Raw genomic sequence first — 22,888 nt, 5'->3', positions numbered from 1 at the left:
TTTGTATTGTTACAGCTTTGGCGTATTCCCCCTATTTACAGGGAAGTGAGTAAAACTTTCTCAAAGTGTGAAAATTACTAGATTATTGCTATTTTGGTTAATGTATCGTTAATATAACAACTAACAATTCAGCACTATAAAACTAAATCATTGATTATAAATAAAATTAATTGTGGTATACGGTTTGCTATCTAGTTAGCTAATAGCAAATACAATAAGGAATTACTCATGTCAGTTAAAGTTGAAGACCGCCCAATAGAGCAAGTACGCGAACAGGTGATTGATCAGTTAATTTATAACTATAGCCATGGCGTTATATCGGTTGAGGCATTTGAAAGACGATTAGATCAAGCAATGGACGCCAAAGACAATTTAGTGCTGCTAACGTTAGTAGAAGACCTAACACTTAATACCGACAAGCAATACAAAGCTGAAAAACAATCGCAGTTTACGCCAAATTACAGTGCACAACAGCATAGTGATGACGATATTACACTTCGTAGTATTTTGGGCTCAAACGAGAGAAGCGGACAATGGGTAGTGCCTAAAAATATTTACCTAAATAATTATATGGGCTCTGTGGTACTCGATTTCACCGACGCTATATTTACACATCAAAACGTGACAATTCATGTTAATTGTATTTTTGGTAGCGACGAAATTTATGTACCCGAGCATGTTAATGTAGTGTCTAAAATGTTTTGTATTTTAAGCACCTTAGAAAACAAATCAGTCACATTAAATAAGCGCCAAGGCCCTACCATTCATATTGAAGGCAAAGCAATATTAGGGTCGGTTGAAGTAAAGGTAAAGCGTACCATAAAAGAAAAGTTTATTAGCTTTGCAAACGATTTGAAGGCACAGCTAGGGGTAAGTAACAAATAAGTACAACCGTATTTGCTTTAATATGGCTGCTTTTTAGCAGCCATATTATAATTGCAGGCTTATAAATCATTATTTCGCTCAGCAGGAACATCGGACAAATACTCTACAAACTCAACCTCAAAACCCGAAGGGTCTCTGAAGTAGATGTTTTTTCTAAATGGATTTTTAGTACCGTGCTTATATGCTGCAAAACCCGCTTTATTTAAACGTGATACCGTATTATCTAAATTAGCCGTTACGTAAGCAAAGTGAGCAAAACCAACTTGATGTCCTGAAAGCGCTCTGTTTTCACCCTCACCATGATCGCTCATTGCTATATATTGCGTGTCGTCACCAAAGTGGATCCAACGCCTTGGTTTTCCATACCAATCACCCCGTCCTTCGCTTCGTATTACCCAATGCGGGAAAATAGCTTGGTAAAAACGAATCATGGTATCGATGTTTTTAACAACTAAGTTTACGTGTTCTAAATACATACTGTGTCCTTGTGAGTTAATTTAAACGCATCATAAAACCTCAAGCTAACTTTAGGTAAAGTGCTTTTTTATAGTTTTTATATGTAATAGAGCAGATACACGATGATTTAAATTAAATGTGCAACACTTTCAATGCTGTACAAAAAACACTCACAAGTATTTAGGGTTTATTGTTTACTTTATGTCAAAAGTCGCTAAAATACGCCGGCTGAAATATACAAACGTTCTTTTACAACCCAAAGGTAACTCCATGCATCCAATGTTAAACATTGCGGTTCGCGCTGCGCGTAACGCAGGCAAAATTTTACTTCGCGCTAGCGAAGACTTATCAAAAGTTGAAGTGCAACAAAAAGGCGCTAACGACTTAGTAACTAATATTGATAAAGAAGCCGAAGCCGTAATCCGTGACACTATTTTACAGTCTTACCCTACTCACTCTGTTGTGGGCGAAGAACTAGGTGAACACAAAGGCAAGGATGATGATTACCAATGGATTGTAGATCCTATCGATGGAACAACAAACTTCATCAAAGGTATCCCACATTACGCAATCTCTATTGCACTTAAAGTTAAAGGTCGTTTAGACCAAGCCGTTATTTATGATCCAATCCGTGGTGAGCTTTTCACTGCATCTAAAGGTCAAGGCGCACAACTTAACAGCAAACGTTTACGCGTAAGCAAAACAACCGTTCTTGCTGGTACAGTTTTAGCAACGGGCTTCCCTTTTAAGCATAAACAACATACAGACGCATACACTGAAGCGTTTAAAGCATTATTTGTTCATACTGCTGATATTCGTCGTGCAGGTTGTTCTGCATTAGACATGGCGTATGTTGCAGCTGGCCGTGTTGATGGCTTTTTTGAAATTGGCTTAAAACCTTGGCACTCTGCTGCAGGCGAGCTAATGGTTAAAGAAGCGGGTGGTATGGTTGTCGATTTTGCTGGTGGTAATAACTATAACCACAGTGGCAATATCATTTGTGGCGCACCAAAACTGACTCAAGCTATTATTCGCGAAATTCGCCCAGTGTTAACTGAGTCGTTACTTCGCTAATAAATTGCTTTTACCAATATAATTGGTACAACTAAAAAAGGAGCCTAGGCTCCTTTTTTGTTTTTAAAAGTAAGGGTTTACCAATTTAATTTCAATAGTTTCCCCTTTTGTATAAGGAAGGGAGTTTAAATCTGTTGCAAAGTATTCATAAAATAGCGCATCAAACTCGCCATTTTTCTGCATTATTTTTATTCCCTGCTCAACCGCTTTCGCTAATTCGGGCTTATCCTTAGAAACAAAATAATACAGCGCTGTTGGGTAGCTAATATATAAATTAGGCACAACACGTAAATTTTTATGCTGTGGCTCTAAAAGCTCAGAATTTACTTCAATAAATGAGCGCGGAAAATAATCTATGCGGCCTTGGCTAGTAAGCACAAACATGGCTTTTAGGTTTGATAATGGCCTCACGTTTAAACCGTTATTAACCAATATGCGCATATCAGGCCAGTCGTGCCCCTGTACCGAACTAAGCTTTGATAATTGCTCAAGCGTTTTTATGTCTTTAAATTTATCTAAATTGTCTTTATTTGTAACTAGCGCTCTTTTACCTATATAACCTTTAAACAATGGAATTTTGATGGCGGTTGCCAATGACTCTCGTTCAGGGCTACTCATGCTCCAATATAAATCAAGCGAGCCGTCATCAAGTGACATTAAGTTACGCTGCTGATGCGGGTGTACATCAACAAGCTCTATTTCGGCAGGGTATTGGGCTCTTATCAATGCCTTGGTTAGCATATCATAGAGGTAATCATCACGAGCAAAATGCGCATGTTGATCTTTCGGAATTTTTACAGTATTGACTTCGCTTGCTACAGCACTTCCAATCAACAAGCTAACTACGCATACGATACACTTTAATGGCAACATCATGATCACCTATTAGTAAATTACCTTTTTACTAGTTGCTAATCGCACTACTGCAGGCCCTGGGCGCCTTCGCTTGCATGTAAAAAGATAGCTATGACGAAATCGTTTGGCTTCTTTTTTTGCATCCGTTGCTAATGCTGCAACCTGATGGCTATTTTTACACTGCTGTAAATCGGGTTCAACTAATCCTATTGATAAGGTAAGTAACGGTACAAACTGCTTTTCACCTTCTCGGTTTGTAGCCCAATAACCTTTACTGGCTATATGGTCGGGCGTAAAAAAGGTACGAGAACGATGTTCAAACTGTTCAATAATACGGTTACAAATACTTACCGCATCATTTTGATCAAAAACAACCATAAAATCGTCACCACCAATATGCCCTACAAAGTTAGCACTATTTACACAGGCTTGCACTGTTACATCAGCCAATAATTTAATGACACTGTCGCCACTAGCGTAGCCATAAAGATCGTTAAACTGTTTAAAGTGATTCAGATCAATATAAGCTAGGTGAAATTTATTTTTATTGCGTAACCTTTGCTCTATAGCCTCGTTAATAGCGACATTACCTGGCAGCATTGTTAGCGGATTAGCGTGCTGTGCGTGGCGAATTTTTTCTTCTGTTATGTGTTTTAAAATATCTCTTAGTGGCGCGAGCCCTAAATAATTGCTATCTCTAGTAATAACAATATGGCGCCTAATATCGAAGTCTTGCTCAGTTATTTGCTTACTCACCGTATCTAGCTTTTGGTCTTCATCAACAATTAGGGGTTGTTTATCCATTAACTCTATAACAGGGCGCTTATCATAAAGGGCATGACCGTAGGGTGCTGCAAACACCTCGGTAAGTTGGTCTTTATGTAGTAAGCCAACAGGCCGCCCCTGTTGATTGATTACTGGTATGCTAATAATTGTTTTATCTTGCTCAAAAAGTAAATGCGCGTTTTTGCAACGGGTATCACTTGCAATAGCTTTTTGTGGCTGGCTTAGCGCACCAATTGCCATTGATTGGTCAAACTGATCACATAATTTAAATGTAAGGGCTTGTATTTGCGCAGAGCTAAAATCACGGCTTGGTTTCAAGTTAGGTCGTTCAAATAAAAAACCTTGTACGTTATTAATGCCTAAACTTTCAACCAATGCTAGCTCTTCAGAGCGTTCAATGCCCTCTGCAATCACTAAGGTGTTTGTTGCTTTAGCTAAAACAATAATTGATTTTAAAAACTCTTTTTTTACCTCACTTTGATCGCAATGATCGATAAAATAGCGGTCTATTTTTACATAGTCGGGACGCAGTGCCGACCACTGTTTCAAGCCAGAGTAGCCAGCCCCTAAATCATCAATCGCAATGGTAAAGCCCAGTTCTCGGTAATGCGCAATGGTTTTAATTAATAAGTCGTCGTTATCTACTTTGTCTTGCTCTGTCACTTCTATAACAACACGATTAGTCGCTAAACCAAAATGCTCGGTTAGGTGTCGTGTTTCGCCTTTTGGGTGGCAAGGATCGAGTAACGTTTTTGGGCTTACATTTAAAAAAAGCTTACCTTGCAGATTTAGCTTAACAAAGTTTTCTATTGCTTTTGAGCGGCACAGCAGCTCTAACTCAGAAATAAGGCCTTCTTGATGCGCAGCTTTAAATAACGAGTTGGGCATTCCTAATGGGCTACTTTGAGGACCGCGACTAAGTGCCTCATAACCAAGAATGAGCTGACCAGATATATCTAAAATAGGCTGAAATAACGTGGTTACTTCTCCGCTATATAAAATAGCCTCTAAGGCTTGTCGTTGAAGGGTCACTACTGGGCTCAATTATCATTTTGATTAGAGCAATAAAATAGCAACTGTGTATGACATATTTATTTCAAATTCTTATATTTCAGGCAACAAAAAACCGCTCATTGAGCGGTTTTTTTAATGCATTTAAGATTATGGCATTGCCATTGGATCTTGATCTGCACCTTCTTTTTCTATTACTTCTGGTATTAAATCTTCTTTACTCACCCCCATTGCAAGCGCAACTGAGCTTGCAACATATACAGATGAATACGTACCAATAAATACACCAAACAATAATGCAGTAGCAAAACCATGAATAGTTTGTCCGCCCCATACAAACAATGCAATCAATACCAAAATAGTGGTGATTGATGTAACAAGAGTACGGTTAAGTGTTTGCGTGAGTGAAATATCGATAATTTCAACGGTATCGTCGATGCGTACTTTACGGAAGTTTTCACGAATACGGTCAGATACAACAATAGTATCATTAAGTGAGTAACCTATTACCGCCAATATTGCCGCTAATATAGTTAAATCGAACTCTAAACCCAAAATTGAAAACAAACCTAACGTAATAATTACATCGTGTAATAGCGCGCCTACAGCACCAACAGCAAATCGCCATTCAAAGCGAAATGCAACGTAGATTAAGATACAAATAAGCGCAGTTAACATGGCTAGGCCACCCTGCTCTTTTAAGTCTTCACCGACACTTGGGCCAACAAACTCAATACGGCGCATTACTACGCTGTCGTCCGCTTTTTTTAGTGCATCAATTACTTGGTTACCAATCACTTCTGCTTTTACGTCGCTACCACGTGGAGCTAAACGCACTAATATATCTTGGCTTGAACCAAATAATTGCACTGACGCATCAGCAAACCCATTCTCAGCTAATACATTACGCACTTTTTTAAGGTCTGCCGGCTGAGAAAACCCCACTTCTACCGCGGTGCCGCCAGTAAAATCAAGACCAAAATTCAAGCCCTTCGTGAACATTGAAACTATCGACGCTACAATTAATAGCGTAGAAAAGCCCATTGCTACTTTTCGAAGAGACATGAAACGAAGGGTTCTACTACCCAAACTTAAAATTTGCATGTCTGCTCCTTAAATAGAAAGTTTATCAATGCGTTTACCACCAATAAATAAGTTGATCACCGCTCGGGTACCAACAATGGCTGTAAACATTGAAGTTAAAATACCAATAGCCAATGTAACCGCAAAGCCTGCAATTGGGCCTGTGCCCACAGCAAACAATATAATTGCCGCAATTAGCGTAGTGATATTAGCATCAAATATAGTGCTAAATGCGCTATCGTAACCAAAATGAACGGCTTGTTGCGGGCTACGACCATCGGCTAGCTCTTCACGAATACGTTCAAAAATAAGTACGTTAGCGTCAACCGCCATACCGACTGTAAGTACAATACCTGCAATACCCGGTAGGGTTAACGTAGCACCCGGAATAAGTGACATTATTCCAACAATAAGCACTAAGTTAGCAGCAAGCGCTAAGTTAGCTACTAAACCAAAGCCGTTGTAGTAGATAAGCATAAAGGCAAGTACAAACGCAAAACCAAGTGCAACCGCAGTCATACCCGCTTCAATGTTTTCTTGGCCTAGGCTTGGGCCTACTGTGCGCTCTTCAACAATCTGAATTGGCGCAACAAGCGCACCGGCACGAAGCAGTAAACTTAAGTTATGTGCTTCTGCTGGGTTATCGATACCTGTAATACGAAAAGAGCGATCTAAACGAGCTTGAATCGTTGCCACGTTAATAACCTCTTCGACCTTAATAGGCGGAAGTGCTTTTCCGTTTTCGTCTTTTTTACCTGATGGTTTGTATTCAATAAATACCGTTGCCATACGCTTGCCAATAGCACGCTTAGTAAAGGCATTCATTTTTGAACCCCCTTTACTGTCGAGTGAAATGCTTACCTGTGGACGTTGGTATTCATCTGCGCCAGATTGCGCGCCAGTGATGTGGCTACCTTCAAGAATAATGCGTTTTTTAAGTACTACAGGGTAACCGTCGCGGCTCATGATCATTTCAGTACCCGCTGGGATACGGCCTTGAGCTGCTGCGCTTGGGTCAGCGTTTTCGTCTACTTCACGAAATTCAAGTGTCGCCGTAGCGCCTAAAATTTCTTTAGCACGAGCGGTATCTTGCACACCAGGTAATTGCACAATAATACGTTCAGCACCTTGGCGTTGTACGTTGGGCTCTGCAACACCAATTTGATTAATACGGTTACGAATAATTGTTTCGTTTTGCTTGATGGCGTAATCACGAATCTCTTTTAGCTTTTGCTCACTCATGGTGGCAAAAAATGCATTATCGTTACTGCTGTCATCAATGTATACGTTAAGTGGATAACGAGATTCTAGAAAGCGCTCTGCGGCGTCTTTATCTTCTTCGTTACGCATTTCAACACGCATGCGGTCAGAGCCGGCTACACGACGAACGCTGCGATAGCGAAGTTTTTCTTCACGCAGATCGCTACGGAAATCTTGTTCCATTTGCTCAAGCTGGTTATCAACCGCTGTTGCCATGTCGATTTCCATAGTGAAATGTACACCACCACTTAAATCTAGACCTAGCTTCATTGGGTTTCCACCAAGGGATTTTAACCAAAGAGGTTGAGCAGGCGCCATATTAATGGCTGAAATGTAATCGTCACTTAGCGAGTCACGCAATAAGTCTTGCGCTTTTAATTGTTCTTCAACATTTTTGAAACGAACAAGTATTTGCCCGCCTTCAAGCTTGGTTGATTTAACCGCTACGTTATGTTTTTTAAGGGTTTCATTTACTTTGTCTACAACACTGAGATCAACATCAGCACCTTTAGCACCCGAAACTTGTATAGCCGGATCACGGCCATACAAGTTTGGAGAAGCATATAAAAGGCCAATGGCAACCACAGCTAAAACAAGTAAATACTTCCACACTGGAAACTTGTTTAACACGGGGTCGTCCTTATTATTTTTATAGCGACTTCATTGTGCCTTTTGGCAATACAGCAGATACAGATGCTTTTTGTACTGTCACTTCTGCTTGCTCATTTAAAGAGATAACGATGAAATCTTTATCTTCAGCAATTTTAACAATCTTACCAACTAAACCACCTTGGGTTAGTACTTCATCGCCTTTAGCCATCGCATTCATTAAGCCTTTATGCTCTTTAACGCGCTTAGCTTGTGGGCGGTAAATTAAAAAGTAAAAAACTAAACCGAAAATAGCTAACATAATTAGCATTTCCATACCGCCACCGGCTGCAGGTGCACCAGCTGATGCGTGTGCGTTTGAAATAAATAAACTCATAATACTTCCTCTTTAAATTTAAAGTTTAATTTTTTATATCTGCAAGCTCTGGCACGTCTTGGCCGCGGCGAGCGTAAAAATCTTTTACAAATTCTTCTAGTTTACCTTCGCTAATTGCATTGCGCAGGCCTTCCATAACACGCTGATAGTAACGTAAGTTATGTATTGTGTTTAGTCGTGCACCTAAAATTTCGTTACATTTATCAAGGTGATGTAAATAAGCGCGCGAGTAATTTTTACACGTATGGCAATCACAATCAGGGTCAAGTGGACCGGTATCTGTTTTATGCACAGCGTTACGGATTTTAATAATACCCGTAGTAATAAATAAGTGACCGTTACGCGCATTGCGCGTTGGCATAACACAGTCAAACATATCTATGCCGCGACGTACCGATTCAACTAAGTCTTCTGGTTTACCCACACCCATTAAGTATCGTGGTTTATCTTCGGGCATTTTGTACGCACAATGATCAAGAATATTCATCATTTCGTTTTTAGGTTCACCAACTGATAAACCACCTAGTGCATAACCATCAAAGCCAATTTCTTCTAGACCAGCTTGCGATTGTGCACGTAATTCTGGGTACATGCCACCTTGAATAATACCAAATAACGCAGATGGGTTATCGCCGTGACCTTCTTTTGAGCGTTTTGCCCAACGAAGAGACAGCTCCATTGAATCTTTAGCTTCTTTTTCAGTTGCTGGATACGGCGTACATTCGTCAAATATCATTACAATATCTGAGCCTAAATCACGCTGTACTTCCATTGACTTTTCTGGCGACATCATTATTTGATCACCGTTTACTGGTGATTGAAATAAAACACCTTCTTCGGTAATTTTACGCATTGCGCCAAGGCTAAATACTTGGAAACCGCCTGAGTCAGTTAAAATTGGAAAATCCCAATTCATAAAGTCGTGTAAGTCGCCGTGCTGCTTAATAATTTCAGTACCAGGTCGAAGCATTAAGTGAAAGGTATTACCTAAACAAATTTGTGCACCTGTTGCTTTTACTTCGTCAGGTGTCATACCTTTAACAGTACCGTAAGTACCTACAGGCATAAATGCGGGCGTTTCTATTACACCACGGTCAAAAATCAGGCGGCCGCGGCGCGCTTTACCGTCGGTGCGGTCTAATTCAAATTTCATATCATCCTCAATGTCGGAAAAACAGTCCAACAAGCTATAATTTAACCGCTCGATTCTACCCTTTTTGCACAGCTAATACTATTAGCTGCGGTAAATTCGCTCGTGATAATCACCTACAACTAAAAACCCCAGCTAGTATGCTGGGGTTGAGTGTTACTTTTATTTAATAATAAATAAAACAGCGCTATTTACGTGTTAAAAACATAGCATCGCCATAACTAAAAAAGCGATATTTTTGTTCTATTGCAGTGTTATAAGCACCCATAATATTGTCTTGTCCGCTAAACGCGCTCACTAACATAATCAACGTTGACTCAGGTAAATGGAAATTAGTGACCATGGCATCGACGACGTTAAATTGGTAACCCGGAAAAATAAAGATATCGGTATCGCCAAAGTAAGTATCTAGCTTGCCGCCATGTATTTTGGCAGCCGACTCTAGTGAACGCATTGATGTGGTGCCAACAGCGATAACACGCCCGCCATTTGCTTTAGTTTGTGCAACGGCGTCTACCACATCTTGTGGAACTTCAATATATTCTGAATGCATTACGTGTTCGTCAATCGTCTCTACACGAACGGGCTGAAATGTACCTGCACCTACGTGTAACGTAACGAACGCCATTTTTACACCTTTATTTTTAAGCGCAGCCATAAGCGACTCGTCAAAATGCAAGCCTGCTGTAGGCGCTGCCACAGCCCCAGGCTTTTCACCGTAGACTGTTTGATACCGTTCGCGATCAGCTTCATTATCTGGTCGGTCTATATAAGGCGGTAATGGCATGTGGCCAATATCGTTAAGTGTATCGAGTACATTTTTGCTGTGATCAAATTCAAGTTCGAATAAAGTATCGTGACGGGCAATCATAATGGCTTTAGCTTTGCCTTCTAAAATAACCTCATTACCTGGTTTTAATGATTTACTTGCACGAACATGGGCAAGTACACGGTGCTCATCCAATACCCGTTCTACAAGGACCTCAACCTTACCGCCCGATGCTTTTTGACCAAACATACGCGCGGGTATTACTCGCGTATTATTAAAGATGAGTAGGTCGTTTTCGTTAACTAGCTCAAGAATATCACTAAATACTTTATGGCTTATCTCCCCTGTTGGACCATCAAGGCTTAATAAGCGGCTGCTCGTACGATCTTTTTTAGGAAAGCGAGCAATTAATTCATCGGGTAAGTCAAAACTAAAGTCAGCTACGCGCATAGTTGGTAATCCACATCATTAAAAATCGCGCCAAGTGTATATCTATCGTGAATTAAGCTCAAGAAGCCAGCTCAACTTCTGTAAACCTAAGCGTCCTTCTATTCAAAGTGATTATTCAAATCTACTTGTTCTTGCTAACAAAACTCATTACCCTTAGGAATGGTAGTAAGTTACGATTTTTAGGACCTCCTGCGTGGCAGAACAATTAAATTTGCTAATTTTAAATGCAAGCCGTGCTGAGCGCAGGGTAATTAAAGATACTTTAAAAAAGCTTAACGTATTTAGTTTTATTGAAGCAAACGATAGCCAGGAAGCCCTTAAAACTCTAAAGCAACAACCCGTTGATATTATTATCACGGGGCTGAATGTGGGGAAAATAGACGGTTGGCGTTTTTCTCGTATGATTCGCTCCGGTCTATTAAAAACCCCTAAAAACACCCCTATTTTGCTTATGCCACCGACTTACTGCGAACGAATTGCAGAAACAACCGCCCGTAGTTATGGAATCGATGCTGTTTTACCTTTTGAAAACCAAGACATGCTACCGCAAGTTTTGGCTAATGTTTTATCTACACATTTAGAAAAAAGCAGTCGACTCAACCTACTTTTGCTAGAGCCCGATGCCAGTAAAGTTGAGTCTATAAGTGAAGAACTAAAACTCAACTTTGCTATTACACATGTTACAACGTGTAAAGCCGCACTTAACCAATACAATCAGCAAAAATTCTCTATTGTGTTACTTGATACCACGCAAGAAAAAGCCGATGAATCTAGCTTACTCGTTGAAAATATTTTACAGCACAACCCTAAGCAAGCCATTGTAACTATTATAGATAATGCTGATGCAGACTATGCCGAGCAGCTTTTGTTATCGGGCGTAACCGATTTTATTCGCGCACCTTACGAACCTTCATTTTTAAATAAAGTATGTGATCATGCCGCTCGCCGAGAAGACTTTATGGTGAGCTACGCCGAATTTGCACAAAAAGTAGAGCAGTTAAGCGTAAGCGAAGTAAGGTATAAAGAACTATTTTCAGCTCATCAGCGCATATTATTGCATCTTAATACTGTTGTACTTGAGCTCGACCAGTTAGGAAAAATTCGCTTTATAAACCCAGCTTGGGAAACCTTAAGTGGATTTGGCGTTAAATCGAGCCTACAAAAAAGCCTTACTCAATTTTATACTGGCGAATGCCAAATAAAGCTAAAAGCAACCATCGACGATATACTCGGAGGTGGAACCGATCATCAACAAATAGAAATAAAACTCCAACATAAAAAGGGAGGCCAAATTTGGGTTGAATGTCGGTTGCAGCTAATTAAAAACAGACGTAATAATGCAACGATCACTGTCACTATTGATAACATTCACGAACGTAAGCAAGCCGAACTTCAATTACGCCACCTTGCGCTACATGATCCATTAACTGGCCTACACAACCGATACCACTTTGACCAAGAGCTAAGTCGTATTTGTAAACCCAAACATACTCACAGCGATGTTGAGCATGCCTTGATTTACATTGACCTTGATCATTTTAAAATTATTAATGATAGCCAAGGCCATCATCAAGGCGACCTGGTCTTAAAAGATGTGGCACAGCTGTTTAAAGACAACATTGAAAAAGAACATTTAGTGTGTCGTATTGGTGGCGATGAATTTGCCGTCATTCTAAAAAATATGAACCTACTCGATGCGCACCTTATTGCAGAAGGTGTTTGTAGTGCCATAGAGCAGCATACCTTTAAGTCTAAAGAGCAAAGCTACACAATAAGCTGCTCTATCGGCTTAACGCAAATTACAGTAAACAATAACGACCCAAATGAGTGCTTAAAGCAAGCCGATATTGCTTTGTATATTGCAAAAAACTTAGGCCGTAATTTAGTTCATTGCTACTCAAAAGAAGATGCGCAAAACAACACGCTTCAAACAGGTCTTGAGTGGGGGCACGAAATCCGCCAAGCACTTCAACAAAATAATATTGAATTACATTACCAGCCTATATGGGATTTTAAAGCAGAAAAAGTTGCGTACTTTGAGGCGCTATTGCGGTTAAAACTTAAAGGCACTCTCATTTACCCTAATCAGTTTATTCCGTCACTAGAAATGCTGAACGACACTTTTTTAATGGACCAGTGCGTAATTAGAAATGCGATTGAAAGTGTTGCAAAATACCCTCAACTTAGCCAAGTTGCTATTAATCTATCTGCGCAATCATTCTTAGATGAGCGACTGCTACCACTCATTGAGTCGAACCTTGAAAAGTACAATGTTCCCGCCACTCGGATAATTTTTGAGATCACCGAATCCGCAAGCATAAATAACATACAAGCTACACGTAAGATGATTGAAAAACTCAACTCTTTAGGTTGCCACTTTTCAATAGACGATTTTGGAACCGGCTTTAGTACTTTTAGTTACCTAAAACAGCTGCCTGCTCAACATGTAAAAATAGATGGCTCGTTTGTTCGCGACATGCTTAATGACCCTATTGACCTTGCTTTAGTAAAAGCAATTAACGATATTAGCCGCTCACTTGATAAGTACTCTGTTGCAGAGTATGTTGAAAATAAAGAAATATTTTCTACTTTAAAAGATATTGGTGTGGACTACGGGCAAGGTTACTTTATTGCTCGCCCAGTGCCCGTTGAAAAAATAAATGATGAGCTTGAAAAAATTTATCAAAATAAAAGTATTACCAACAATAGCCTAGATTAAAACTAACAAATTCGAACAATTTCACGTCACTTTTTTCTTCCATTATCTTCTTTCTTGCCTATACTTTCTTTATCAGATAAAGAGGATGTCATGTAATTTAAAGGATTACACTGTATAAACATGACATTACCCACTAGCAACACATCGTTAATTTTAAGCTACAAGGGTTTTAGGGAGGCAGGTATGGCGCAACTAGTTATATTATTACTGATCATTCACTTTATTATTGCTTACCAATGTTACAGGTATGCAAGTTTAAAAGGTTACCCCGTTAAGGTGTTTACTGCATTAGGGTGCATACCCTACTTTAATGTAGTGGTATGGATTTACTTACTTTTTTTACCTGAACTGGAACCATTTGAAAGCCACGTTGAACGTCTAAAGCAGCCATTGTAGGCTGCTTTAACTTTTTAATAGCGGTTAATTTTATTTGTCTGGCTCATTAAAGTTTAAACTACATTGGTGCTGTAAAAACACCTCAAGCTGCTGGCTAAACAATTTAAAATCGCGAATACGTCCTGTTGTTTTTCGCCAGAGAATACCAATATCGCGATAGGCATCGCTTTGTGAAGGCGTGGCTACCATCTGTTTATTATCTAAAATACCGGCATTAATTGCCATTTGTGGTAAAAAGGTCACCCCGAGCTGGTGTTCAACCATACTGAGTAACGTATGCAAGCTTGCCGCTTCAAATGGGTTAATACAACTAGAGCGGTTTAAATGGCACGCACTCAGCGCGTGACCCGTCATACAGTGCTCTCGCTCTAACAAAAACACACTGGCATCTGGTAATAAATTAAAGTCTTCTACACCCTTTGCTGGCATATAATCTTTATGGTGCACCAGACTAAAATGATCTTTCGCTAAAATTTGAGTATGAAACTTATCGGTTGCATACGGTAGTGCCAATAACGCTAAATCAATGTGTCCATGCTCTAACTTATCCAATAACTTATCGCTGGTATCTTCAATTAATACCAACTCTAATTCACAAAAAGTTTGCTGGCAAAAATGATACAAAGGCGCAGCAATAAAGCTAGCAATAGTCGGGATCACGCCAACGGTTAATTTCCCGCTAAGCGGCGTTAAAAAACTTTTTGTAAGCTCTTTTAGGCTGATAGTGTCATTGATTATTTTTCGTGAACGCTCAACAACCTCTTCTCCTATGCTTGTAAACATAAGGCTTCGGTTTTCACGCTCAATAAGTTGACAACCTAGCGTTTCTTCAAGGTTTTGAATGGCACTGCTTAGTGTCGACTGGCCAATAAAACAGGCACTGGCTGCGCGGCCAAAGTGCTGGTGCTGATGAACAGCAAGTAAATACTGAAGCTGTTTAATACTCGGAAGATTGGTCATTTTTTCTTTCCACAAATAAAAAGACCCCAATACCTAGGGCATTGAGATCTTTTCAAGCTAAAAGTCTTTTAGTACTTTTTTGTTAAACCCCAAATGCGGTTCTCAGTACGTAGAAGATAACAATAGCAAGGGCAGCACCAACTGGCAACGTTATTACCCAAGAAACTACAATGTTTCTGATAACGCTCATGTTAAGTGCACCAATACCACGCGCCATACCTACACCTAATACCGCACCCACTAAGGTTTGAGTAGTAGATATTGGCATACCAGTTCCTGATGCAATAACAACAGTAGAGGCAGCGGCAAGTTCTGCAGCAAAACCACGGCTAGGCGTTAAATGTGTAATGCCTTCACCAATTGTTTTAATTACTTTTTTACCTAAAATAGCAAGACCTGCAACAATACCAAAACCACCTAGAGGAAGAATCCACCAAGCAATCGCTGCTTTCTTAGCAATTTCACCATTGTTTTCAACAATGTTTACAACAGCAGCTAGTGGACCAATTGCATTAGCAACGTCGTTAGACCCGTGAGCAAATGCCATACAACAAGCCGTTAGTACCATTAATACCGCAAACACTTTTTCTACGTTATTAAATTGCATTTGCTTGTCAGCTTTAGGGTCGATGTTTAAGCGAGAGATAGCAATTTTACCAATAATGGCAACAACCACTGCAACACCAATTGAAAGCGCGTAGCCTTCAACAGAACCTAGGTTAATACCAACGTGCTTTAAACCTTTTTTGATCGTAACTAAAGCCATGATAAAACCGGCTAAACCCATGTAGATTGGTACGTAGCGCTTAGCGTTCTTTAATGGTGCATCGGTATCAAATATAAGCTTTTGTGCGCTCATGAATATTAGGTACGCAATAAAGCCGGATATCGCTGGTGTAATGATCCAGCTTCCCACAATACCGCCTACTTTATTCCACTGGATTGCTTCTGTACCCACTGCAACTAGCGCAAAACCAATGATTGCACCAATAATAGAGTGAGTTGTTGATACTGGCCAACCTAAGAATGAAGCGATTAATAGCCATGAACCCGCAGCAAATAATGCGGCAATCATACCTAGTACCATCAGTTCAGGAATGTTTGCAAACGGTGCAGCATCAATTATTCCTTTACGAATAGTTGATGTAACTTCACCCCCTGCTAAATAAGCACCAGCAAACTCAAAAACCATGGCTATTAAAATAGCTTGTTTAATTGTTAATGCTTTTGAACCTACAGATGTACCCATGGCGTTCGCAACGTCGTTCGCGCCAATACCATAAGCCATGAAAAAACCAACAGCCGCGGCAATTAAAACTAATACCGTGCCGTAAGATGCAATGATATCCATTGTATAACCTTAATCTTTCGTGTTTGAACTGATTTTAAATTAACGAGCTAACATCAGCTCAAGACGTGATCCTACGCGCTCTGCAATATCTGCAAGCTCGCCAACCCATTCAATAATGCTGTATAAAAACATTACATCTACAGGATTAAGCTCACCTTCTACTTCACGTAGTTGGCGGCGTACTTTAATTTGCATGTCATCCGTGTCTTGTTCTATTGCATCCAATTCAACGAGCATTTTTTCTACTAAGGTCACTTCGCGACCTTTAAAGCCTGTTTCTAATAGCTCTTCTAACTCGTTTATCGCTTTAGATGCTTGTTTAGTTGCATCTACACAACGAGTTAAGTAAGCCAAGAAATCAGCTTGCATGACTGCTGGTATGGTCATTTCACGACCGATTACACGTCCAGCAATGTCTTTTGCTTTATTTGCAATTTTGTCTTGTTGAGTTACTAATTCGAGCAGATCTGTACGTTCTACCGGCATAAATAAACCGCGTGGTAACTGTAAACGTATGTCTCTTTTCATGTCATCGGCTTCACGCTCTAAATTACGAATAGTAATACGAAGCTCTTCTGCTTGTGTCCACTCTTCTTTAAAAACGTGATTAAAAAAAGGTATCAAAGCTTTACTCGCTTGATGAACTTTTTTGATGTGATCTTCCATTGGTTTGAAAGGAGATTTTGCAAAAACTCCTAAAAACGCGTTTGTAGGCATAACTGACCCTTTAATCAAATTACATGCGTGCAACATGCGATTTTACAGTATTCACAACAATTGTGAACGGTTTTTATTATTTAACTTATAGCTAAATAAACAAAGCGGCCTATAGCCGCTTTGTTAAAAATGCGCTAATGAACTTTAAAGCGATTTTTCAATATCTTCCTGTGATATATGGCGAATATCTTTACCATTTACAAAGTAGATAATGTACTCGGCAATGTTCTGACAGCGGTCACCAATTCGCTCTAATGAACGCACTGACCAAACTAAATCCATAATTTTTGGAATTGAACGTGGATCTTCCATCATGTATGTCATAATTTGACGTGTTATTGCTTCATATTCACGATCAACTTTAGCATCTTCTTTGTGTACTTCAAATGCGCGTTGCACATCCATGCGTGCAAACGCATCAAGTACATCATGCAACATTTTTAGAACCTGACGACCCATATTTTCAATATTCACCAACAAATCTTGTTGATCTTTAGTGAAGGAATCAAGAGCCACTTTTGCAATACGCTCAGCTTCATCACCAATACGCTCTAAGTCAGCAATGGTTTTTGCAATAGCAATCACCAAACGTAAATCGCTTGCCGCGGGCTGGCGACGCGCAATAATACGCGTACATTCTTCGTCAATACTCACTTCCATGGCATTAACTTTGTAGTCGTTTTGACGCACTTTTTCTGCAAGTTCTGCATCATTTGTGCTTACCGCATCAAGTGCACTACTTAGTTGCTGTTCAACTAATCCACCCATGCTTAGTACATGGTTACGAACATTTTCAAGCTCTTGATTAAAGCGGCCAGAAATATGCTTATTAATATTATGTTCCATAATTACCTTCTCTCTAAATCTTGTACAACACAGTACTGTTAATTATTTAGCCGTAACGACCTGTAATATAATCTTCAGTCTTTTTCTTCGTTGGTGTTGTAAATAAGGTATTTGTATCTGAGTACTCAATCAGCTCACCCATGTACATAAAGGCTGTTTGGTCAGATACTCGCGCTGCTTGTTGCATGTTATGCGTAACAATAACAACGGTAAATTTGTTCTTTAAATCGTTAATTAACTCTTCAATAACTAAAGTAGAAATTGGATCAAGTGCCGACGTTGGTTCATCTAACAATAAAACCTCAGGCTCTATCGCAATAGAACGAGCAATCACTAAACGCTGTTGCTGACCGCCTGATAAACCAAAGGCACTGTCGTGTAATCTATCTTTTACTTCATCCCATAAAGCTGCGCCACGTAATGACTGCTCTACTACTTCGTCTAACTTACGCTTTTCTTTAATGCCCTGTAAGCGTAGACCATAGACTACATTTTCATAAATCGATTTTGGAAATGGATTTGGGCGCTGAAACACCATTCCCACGTTACGGCGAAGCGCCGCAACATCTACATTTTTATCGTAAATATTTTGCCCATGAAGGAGTATTTCACCTTCAATTCGACAAATATCAACTAAGTCATTCATTCGGTTAATACAACGCAGTAATGTTGATTTACCACAACCAGATGGGCCGATAAACGCCGTTACTTGGCCTTTTGGAATGTTCATATTAACTTTACTAAGCGCTTGTTTATCACCATAGTAAAGATCGAGATCTTTAATCTCTAACGCTTTTTGCTCGTCTGTTAAATTGTCTAAATCTAACTTCATGCCCAAATTGGCTTGGTTTACTTTTGGAGCGACTGTAATCATGTTTGTTACCTATTAAATCTTTACTAATTAGTGTTCAAGCGATCTGAATTTTTCACGTAAATGGTTACGTATACCAATGGCCGTTATATTGAGTGTAATGATAACCGACACAAGTAAAAATGCCGTTGCATATACCAGCGGACGTGCCGCTTCAACATTCGGGCTTTGGAAGCCAACATCGTAAATATGAAAGCCTAAGTGCATGAACTTTCTGTCTAAGTGAAAATACGGAAAGTTGCCGTCTAGTGGTAACGTGGGTGCCATTTTAACAACACCTACCAACATCAGTGGCGCAACTTCGCCTGCTGCACGTGCAACAGCCAGTATTAAACCCGTCATAATTGCAGGGCTTGCCATTGGAATTACGATACGCCATAGGGTTTCAACTTTAGTTGCACCCAATGCCAACGAACCGTCACGCACAGTGCTTGGAATACGTGATAAACCTTCTTCCGTAGATACAATAACAACGGGTAAAGTTAGTATTGCCAATGTTAATGCAGACCACATTACACCCGGTGTGCCAAATACTGGCGTTGGTGAAGACTCTGGGTAAAACAACTGGTCAATACTGCCACCAAGCATGTATACAAAAAAGCCTAAACCGAATACACCATAAACAATGGAAGGTACACCCGCCAAGTTGATTACCGCGATACGAATCATTTTTGTGACCGCATTTTTAGCCGCGTATTCGTGCAAGTAAATAGCAGCAACAACACCAAACGGCGTAACTATCACGGCCATCAACATAACCATAAATACAGTACCAAATATAGCAGGGAATACACCCCCTTCAGTATTTGCTTCGCGTGGATCGTCAGATACAAACTTGCCTAATTGACCAAAGTAATGACCTAGCTTTGCAAAAAAGCCCATGTCGTTCGGAAACCACACATCCAGTACTTGATACATTGGGATCGTGACTATTTCGCCGCGCATATCTTTTACCGTAACATGGTCGCGCTTAGCCTGTTTACGCAGTGCAAATAACTCTTTTTCAAGTTCGCCGTACTCTGCACGTAATTCTGCGCGCATTTTTGCAAGCTCTGCAACACGTTCATCTGTTAACTGGTTGTCAAGTAGGTAGCTTTTCTCTTTTAAACGTAGACGCTCAAGTTCATAGTTAATATGACCTATATCGCCATTTTGTAAATCCAATGCTTCATCGTTTAAATCTACAGCACGCTCAACAAGGTCATATAAAGCATCAACTTTATCACCCTCTACTGGTTTACCATCTTTAAATACACTTTCTACATAGCCGTAAAAGTTACCATTTTTGCTACGTTCAAATACTGCAAGCGTAGCGGGTGTAGACTTTGCTTTTATGTCGGTTTCAAGTATCCAACGAAAATCTAAATCTACGTATTCACGGTTACCTGTTTTAATAAGTAAGCGTTCAAATTCTTCTTTATCAAATGCTGAAACATCAACACCTGTTGCTGCCAAACGCTCTTTAGGTACGAGTTCACGGTCGTAAACTTCACCAATAACGGTTTGCTTTGCAATTGAGCCTTCAAGCTCAAACTGTACAACTTGAGAAGGCCAGAAAAAACTCAATCCCTTCCAGGCTATCATTGCTAATATACCTAAAACCGAAATCAAGCTGATGCTCACTGCACCGCCGGTCATCCAAATCCAAGGAGAACCAGACTTAAACCACTGCTTTACCATGTCGTGTCTCTCCACTTACATTGAGCTGTATTTTTCACGTAACTGCTGACGAACAAACTCAGCTAACGTGTTAAATACAAAGGTGAATATGAATAGTACAAAGGCTGCTAAAAACAATATTCTGTAATGCGAGCTACCTACTTCTGATTCAGGCATTTCTACCGCAATATTAGCCGCCAGCGTTCTCATGCCTTGGAAAATACTCCAGTCCATAATCGGTGTGTTACCTGTTGCCATGAGTACAATCATGGTTTCGCCCACGGCACGGCCAAGGCCCATCATTACCGCAGAAAATATACCAGGGCTTGCAGTTAACAGCACAACACGAACTAGTGTTTGCCATTGAGTTGCACCCAATGCTAGTGAACCATTTGATAAGTGCTTAGGTACGCTAAATACAGCGTCTTCCGCAATAGAGAAGATAGTAGGCACCACTGCAAAACCCATTGCTATACCGACTACCAATGAATTACGTTGGTCAAATGTCATGCCTAACTCGTTTGTTAGATACTGACGTACATTCCCGTCAAACATCCACAGCTCTACTGTTTCGCTCATCGCAAACGATAACCAACCAACCACTAATACAACAGGAATCAAAATAATTGAATGAGACCCTTCAGGTATTTTATGGCGAATACTCGCTGGTAATTTTGTCCAAGCAAGTGCTGAACCTAAAATACCCACAGGTAATAAAATGAGTAAGCCAACAATTGCAGGTAAGTGCTCTTCAATTAATGGGGCTAACCAAAGACCCGCTAAAAAGCCCAAAATAACAGTAGGAAGTGCTTCCATTATTTCAACGGTTGGCTTTACAACTTTACGTAACCCACTCGACATAAAATACGCAGTGTAAATTGCCGACGAAATCGCAATAGGTACTGCAAATAGCATGGCGTAAAAAGCCGCTTTAATTGTACCGAACGAAATAGGTACAAGCGAAAACTTAGATTCAAAGTCATCACTTGCAGAAGTTGATTGCCAAATATATGCAGGCTCTGGGTAACCTTCGTACCATACTTCTTGCCATAACGCAGACCAGGTTACTTCAGGGTGCTCGTTGTGAACTTCTAATACCGTTAACTTGCCATCCGCTAAAATTAACGCTGCATTTGAGCGCGGTGCAATTGCAAAGTGTTTAATTTCGCCTTCACTTACTTTACCTTGCCACAACTTAGCTTCGCTTGTTGTGTAGTAAACACCCAGCTCACCGTTACTACTAGTAGTGAAAAAAGTACGACGATAAAATTCTGTAAATATATTTAATTTACTTTGTTTAGTTGTTTCAAACGCACGAATTTTTTGAAACTGACGGCCAATATCTGTGTTTACTTCAAACCACTGCGATACTTCGCCGTTATCGTTAGCAAGCATTAATGAGTTTGCACCCGCTAGTAACTGAGCCGACACTATATTAGCGCTTTCTTCATTAGCTGATAATAATTGAATTTGCTCTACTTCACTTGGGTCGCGCGTGTCATAAACGTAAATTTGATTAGCTGAACGAATAAACGTACGTGTTGTATCTGGCGAAATTAAAAGCTCATCTACACGGCCTTCAATATCAAGCTCTGTTCTCTCAACAACCCACTCAACTTCACCCGTAAACATGTTTTCTTCGGCAACAAAACTGCTAAATAAAACACGCTTATCTGCGGTTAATGCAACAACCGCCGTTTTATCTTCATAATGAGTAAACGCAAAACGTTTAATTGCAGCGCCTTGAGCATCAACTTCTAACGCCATTTCACCAAGCGGGTAATCAACGCGTGGCGTTAATTTGCGTTCGTTATTTGGAAAGGTAACTAAAAATTTAGGTACAACCACCATTACAGTGCCGTTTTCTAAACCATAGGCGTATTGGCCCTGAAACGGTGCACTCGTTGCAAAGCTTGTTACTTCGCTTGGAAGAGCAACATTAAGCGTCTTGAGTTTTTTACCAAAACTTGCTTTTTCTACATTGTAAAAGTCAACTTGGCCTTGTTGGCTTAGTAAATAAGCAACTTCGGTTTGCTCTTCAACACCTAAGCCAACTATTTGATCTGCGTTACTTACTGTGAAGCTGTCACGCTTTTCAACTTTAGCTGACTCAAAAATTGGCTGTACTACATAAAGAAGGTAGAAAAATATTAACAACAGCGCTATTAATACCATTACTCCACCGGCGGTTATGCCAAATTTGGCAAACCTGTCTTTAAATAGACGGCTTCGATCCGTATTAAAAGACGGTTTATTCGGATTGGAAGTCATCAAAACACCTTTAAATCTTAACGTTCTATAAATTATATTTCATCAAGATGACAGTAATGTTACAACGGTCATAATAAGCACTCTAATTAAAGGTATATCTAAGGTGGCATAAGTTATTGTATTAATTAAGCGTTAGATTAGTCATTTATAAGGGAACTAAATAACAAAAATAATTGGACAAAGCATTTAACGAGGTTAATACTCAAATGGTAAATTAAGGGATGCGCTTACCTTTCTATCATTCACGTTAAATTAATTATTAACATAATAAAATCATTAACCTATAAAAGCGCGTCAGCATCAAAACATATTTTATTTAATGCCTACGCATTTA

19 protein-coding genes are annotated in these 22,888 nt (G+C 39.8%); 4 read left to right on the top strand and 15 right to left on the bottom strand.

Annotated features, from left to right (window positions below):
- Nucleotides 1–228: 228 nt before the first annotated feature.
- Nucleotides 229–885: a LiaF domain-containing protein gene (locus CWB62_RS04285; RefSeq protein ID WP_138530729.1), complete on the top strand. Its 657-nt coding sequence runs from the start codon at nt 229–231 to the stop codon at nt 883–885.
- Nucleotides 886–944: 59 nt separating this feature from the next.
- Here the strand turns inward: CWB62_RS04285 and CWB62_RS04280 are convergent, their stop codons facing one another.
- Nucleotides 945–1,361, bottom strand: coding sequence for a VOC family protein (locus CWB62_RS04280; protein WP_138530727.1), 417 nt, complete (start codon nt 1,359–1,361; stop codon nt 945–947).
- 250 nt (nt 1,362–1,611) lie between these two features.
- On the opposite strand from CWB62_RS04280, the gene suhB reads away from it, so the two are divergent.
- Entirely contained in the window at nt 1,612–2,415 is an 804-nt protein-coding gene (gene suhB / locus CWB62_RS04275; protein ID WP_058403774.1) for an inositol-1-monophosphatase, read from the top strand.
- Nucleotides 2,416–2,478: 63 nt separating this feature from the next.
- On the opposite strand, the gene CWB62_RS04270 is transcribed toward suhB, so the two are convergent.
- The 7 genes from CWB62_RS04270 to queA all read right to left on the bottom strand — a co-directional run bounded on the left by CWB62_RS04270 (nt 2,479) and on the right by queA (nt 10,764).
- On the bottom strand, nt 2,479–3,288 hold the full coding sequence (locus CWB62_RS04270) for a substrate-binding periplasmic protein (protein ID WP_138530745.1): 810 nt from the start codon (nt 3,286–3,288) through the stop codon (nt 2,479–2,481).
- A gap of 12 nt (nt 3,289–3,300) precedes the next feature.
- Nucleotides 3,301–5,088 (bottom strand): bifunctional diguanylate cyclase/phosphodiesterase, encoded by a 1,788-nt coding sequence (locus tag CWB62_RS04265; protein WP_138530725.1) that lies wholly within the window; start codon nt 5,086–5,088, stop codon nt 3,301–3,303.
- A gap of 129 nt (nt 5,089–5,217) precedes the next feature.
- Nucleotides 5,218–6,171 carry a protein translocase subunit SecF gene (gene secF, locus CWB62_RS04260; protein WP_058403777.1) on the bottom strand — a complete coding sequence of 318 codons (954 nt, stop codon included), beginning with the start codon at nt 6,169–6,171 and terminating at the stop codon, nt 5,218–5,220.
- Between the two features lie 9 nt (nt 6,172–6,180).
- Nucleotides 6,181–8,040 carry a protein translocase subunit SecD gene (gene secD / locus CWB62_RS04255; RefSeq protein WP_138530723.1) on the bottom strand — a complete coding sequence of 620 codons (1,860 nt, stop codon included), beginning with the start codon at nt 8,038–8,040 and terminating at the stop codon, nt 6,181–6,183.
- A 19-nt stretch (nt 8,041–8,059) separates the two neighbouring features.
- Nucleotides 8,060–8,395 carry a preprotein translocase subunit YajC gene (gene yajC, locus CWB62_RS04250; RefSeq protein WP_006791188.1) on the bottom strand — a complete coding sequence of 112 codons (336 nt, stop codon included), beginning with the start codon at nt 8,393–8,395 and terminating at the stop codon, nt 8,060–8,062.
- A gap of 25 nt (nt 8,396–8,420) precedes the next feature.
- Entirely contained in the window at nt 8,421–9,548 is a 1,128-nt protein-coding gene (gene tgt, locus CWB62_RS04245) for a tRNA guanosine(34) transglycosylase Tgt (RefSeq protein ID WP_058403779.1), read from the bottom strand.
- A 184-nt stretch (nt 9,549–9,732) separates the two neighbouring features.
- Nucleotides 9,733–10,764, bottom strand: coding sequence for a tRNA preQ1(34) S-adenosylmethionine ribosyltransferase-isomerase QueA (gene queA, locus CWB62_RS04240; RefSeq protein ID WP_058403780.1), 1,032 nt, complete (start codon nt 10,762–10,764; stop codon nt 9,733–9,735).
- A gap of 193 nt (nt 10,765–10,957) precedes the next feature.
- Between queA and CWB62_RS04235 the strand changes: the two genes are divergently transcribed.
- Both CWB62_RS04235 and CWB62_RS04230 read left to right on the top strand, forming a co-directional pair.
- Nucleotides 10,958–13,483 (top strand): EAL domain-containing protein, encoded by a 2,526-nt coding sequence (locus CWB62_RS04235; protein ID WP_138530721.1) that lies wholly within the window; start codon nt 10,958–10,960, stop codon nt 13,481–13,483.
- Nucleotides 13,484–13,666: 183 nt separating this feature from the next.
- Nucleotides 13,667–13,879 carry a hypothetical protein gene (locus tag CWB62_RS04230; RefSeq protein ID WP_138530719.1) on the top strand — a complete coding sequence of 71 codons (213 nt, stop codon included), beginning with the start codon at nt 13,667–13,669 and terminating at the stop codon, nt 13,877–13,879.
- A 30-nt stretch (nt 13,880–13,909) separates the two neighbouring features.
- On the opposite strand, the gene CWB62_RS04225 is transcribed toward CWB62_RS04230, so the two are convergent.
- The 7 genes from CWB62_RS04225 to CWB62_RS04195 all read right to left on the bottom strand — a co-directional run bounded on the left by CWB62_RS04225 (nt 13,910) and on the right by CWB62_RS04195 (nt 22,554).
- A complete protein-coding gene (locus CWB62_RS04225; protein WP_058403782.1) occupies nt 13,910–14,839 on the bottom strand; it encodes a hydrogen peroxide-inducible genes activator in 930 nt (309 codons plus the stop codon).
- Nucleotides 14,840–14,921: 82 nt separating this feature from the next.
- A complete protein-coding gene (locus tag CWB62_RS04220) occupies nt 14,922–16,190 on the bottom strand; it encodes an inorganic phosphate transporter (protein WP_010556661.1) in 1,269 nt (422 codons plus the stop codon).
- A gap of 39 nt (nt 16,191–16,229) precedes the next feature.
- Nucleotides 16,230–16,907: a TIGR00153 family protein gene (locus CWB62_RS04215; RefSeq protein WP_058403783.1), complete on the bottom strand. Its 678-nt coding sequence runs from the start codon at nt 16,905–16,907 to the stop codon at nt 16,230–16,232.
- Nucleotides 16,908–17,051: 144 nt separating this feature from the next.
- Nucleotides 17,052–17,753, bottom strand: coding sequence for a phosphate signaling complex protein PhoU (phoU, locus tag CWB62_RS04210; RefSeq protein WP_058403784.1), 702 nt, complete (start codon nt 17,751–17,753; stop codon nt 17,052–17,054).
- A gap of 46 nt (nt 17,754–17,799) precedes the next feature.
- Entirely contained in the window at nt 17,800–18,627 is an 828-nt protein-coding gene (gene pstB / locus CWB62_RS04205) for a phosphate ABC transporter ATP-binding protein PstB (RefSeq protein ID WP_006791197.1), read from the bottom strand.
- Nucleotides 18,628–18,654: 27 nt separating this feature from the next.
- The gene (pstA, locus tag CWB62_RS04200) at nt 18,655–20,304 is read right to left on the bottom strand and encodes a phosphate ABC transporter permease PstA (RefSeq protein WP_058403785.1); all 1,650 of its coding nucleotides are present in this window, start codon (nt 20,302–20,304) and stop codon (nt 18,655–18,657) included.
- A 15-nt stretch (nt 20,305–20,319) separates the two neighbouring features.
- Nucleotides 20,320–22,554 carry an ABC transporter permease subunit gene (locus CWB62_RS04195; protein ID WP_138530717.1) on the bottom strand — a complete coding sequence of 745 codons (2,235 nt, stop codon included), beginning with the start codon at nt 22,552–22,554 and terminating at the stop codon, nt 20,320–20,322.
- Nucleotides 22,555–22,888 lie beyond the last annotated feature (334 nt).

The organism is Pseudoalteromonas sp. S408 (assembly GCF_005886645.1).
Classification (GTDB): domain Bacteria; phylum Pseudomonadota; class Gammaproteobacteria; order Enterobacterales; family Alteromonadaceae; genus Pseudoalteromonas.
This window is presented reverse-complemented; position numbering and strand designations above follow the sequence as displayed.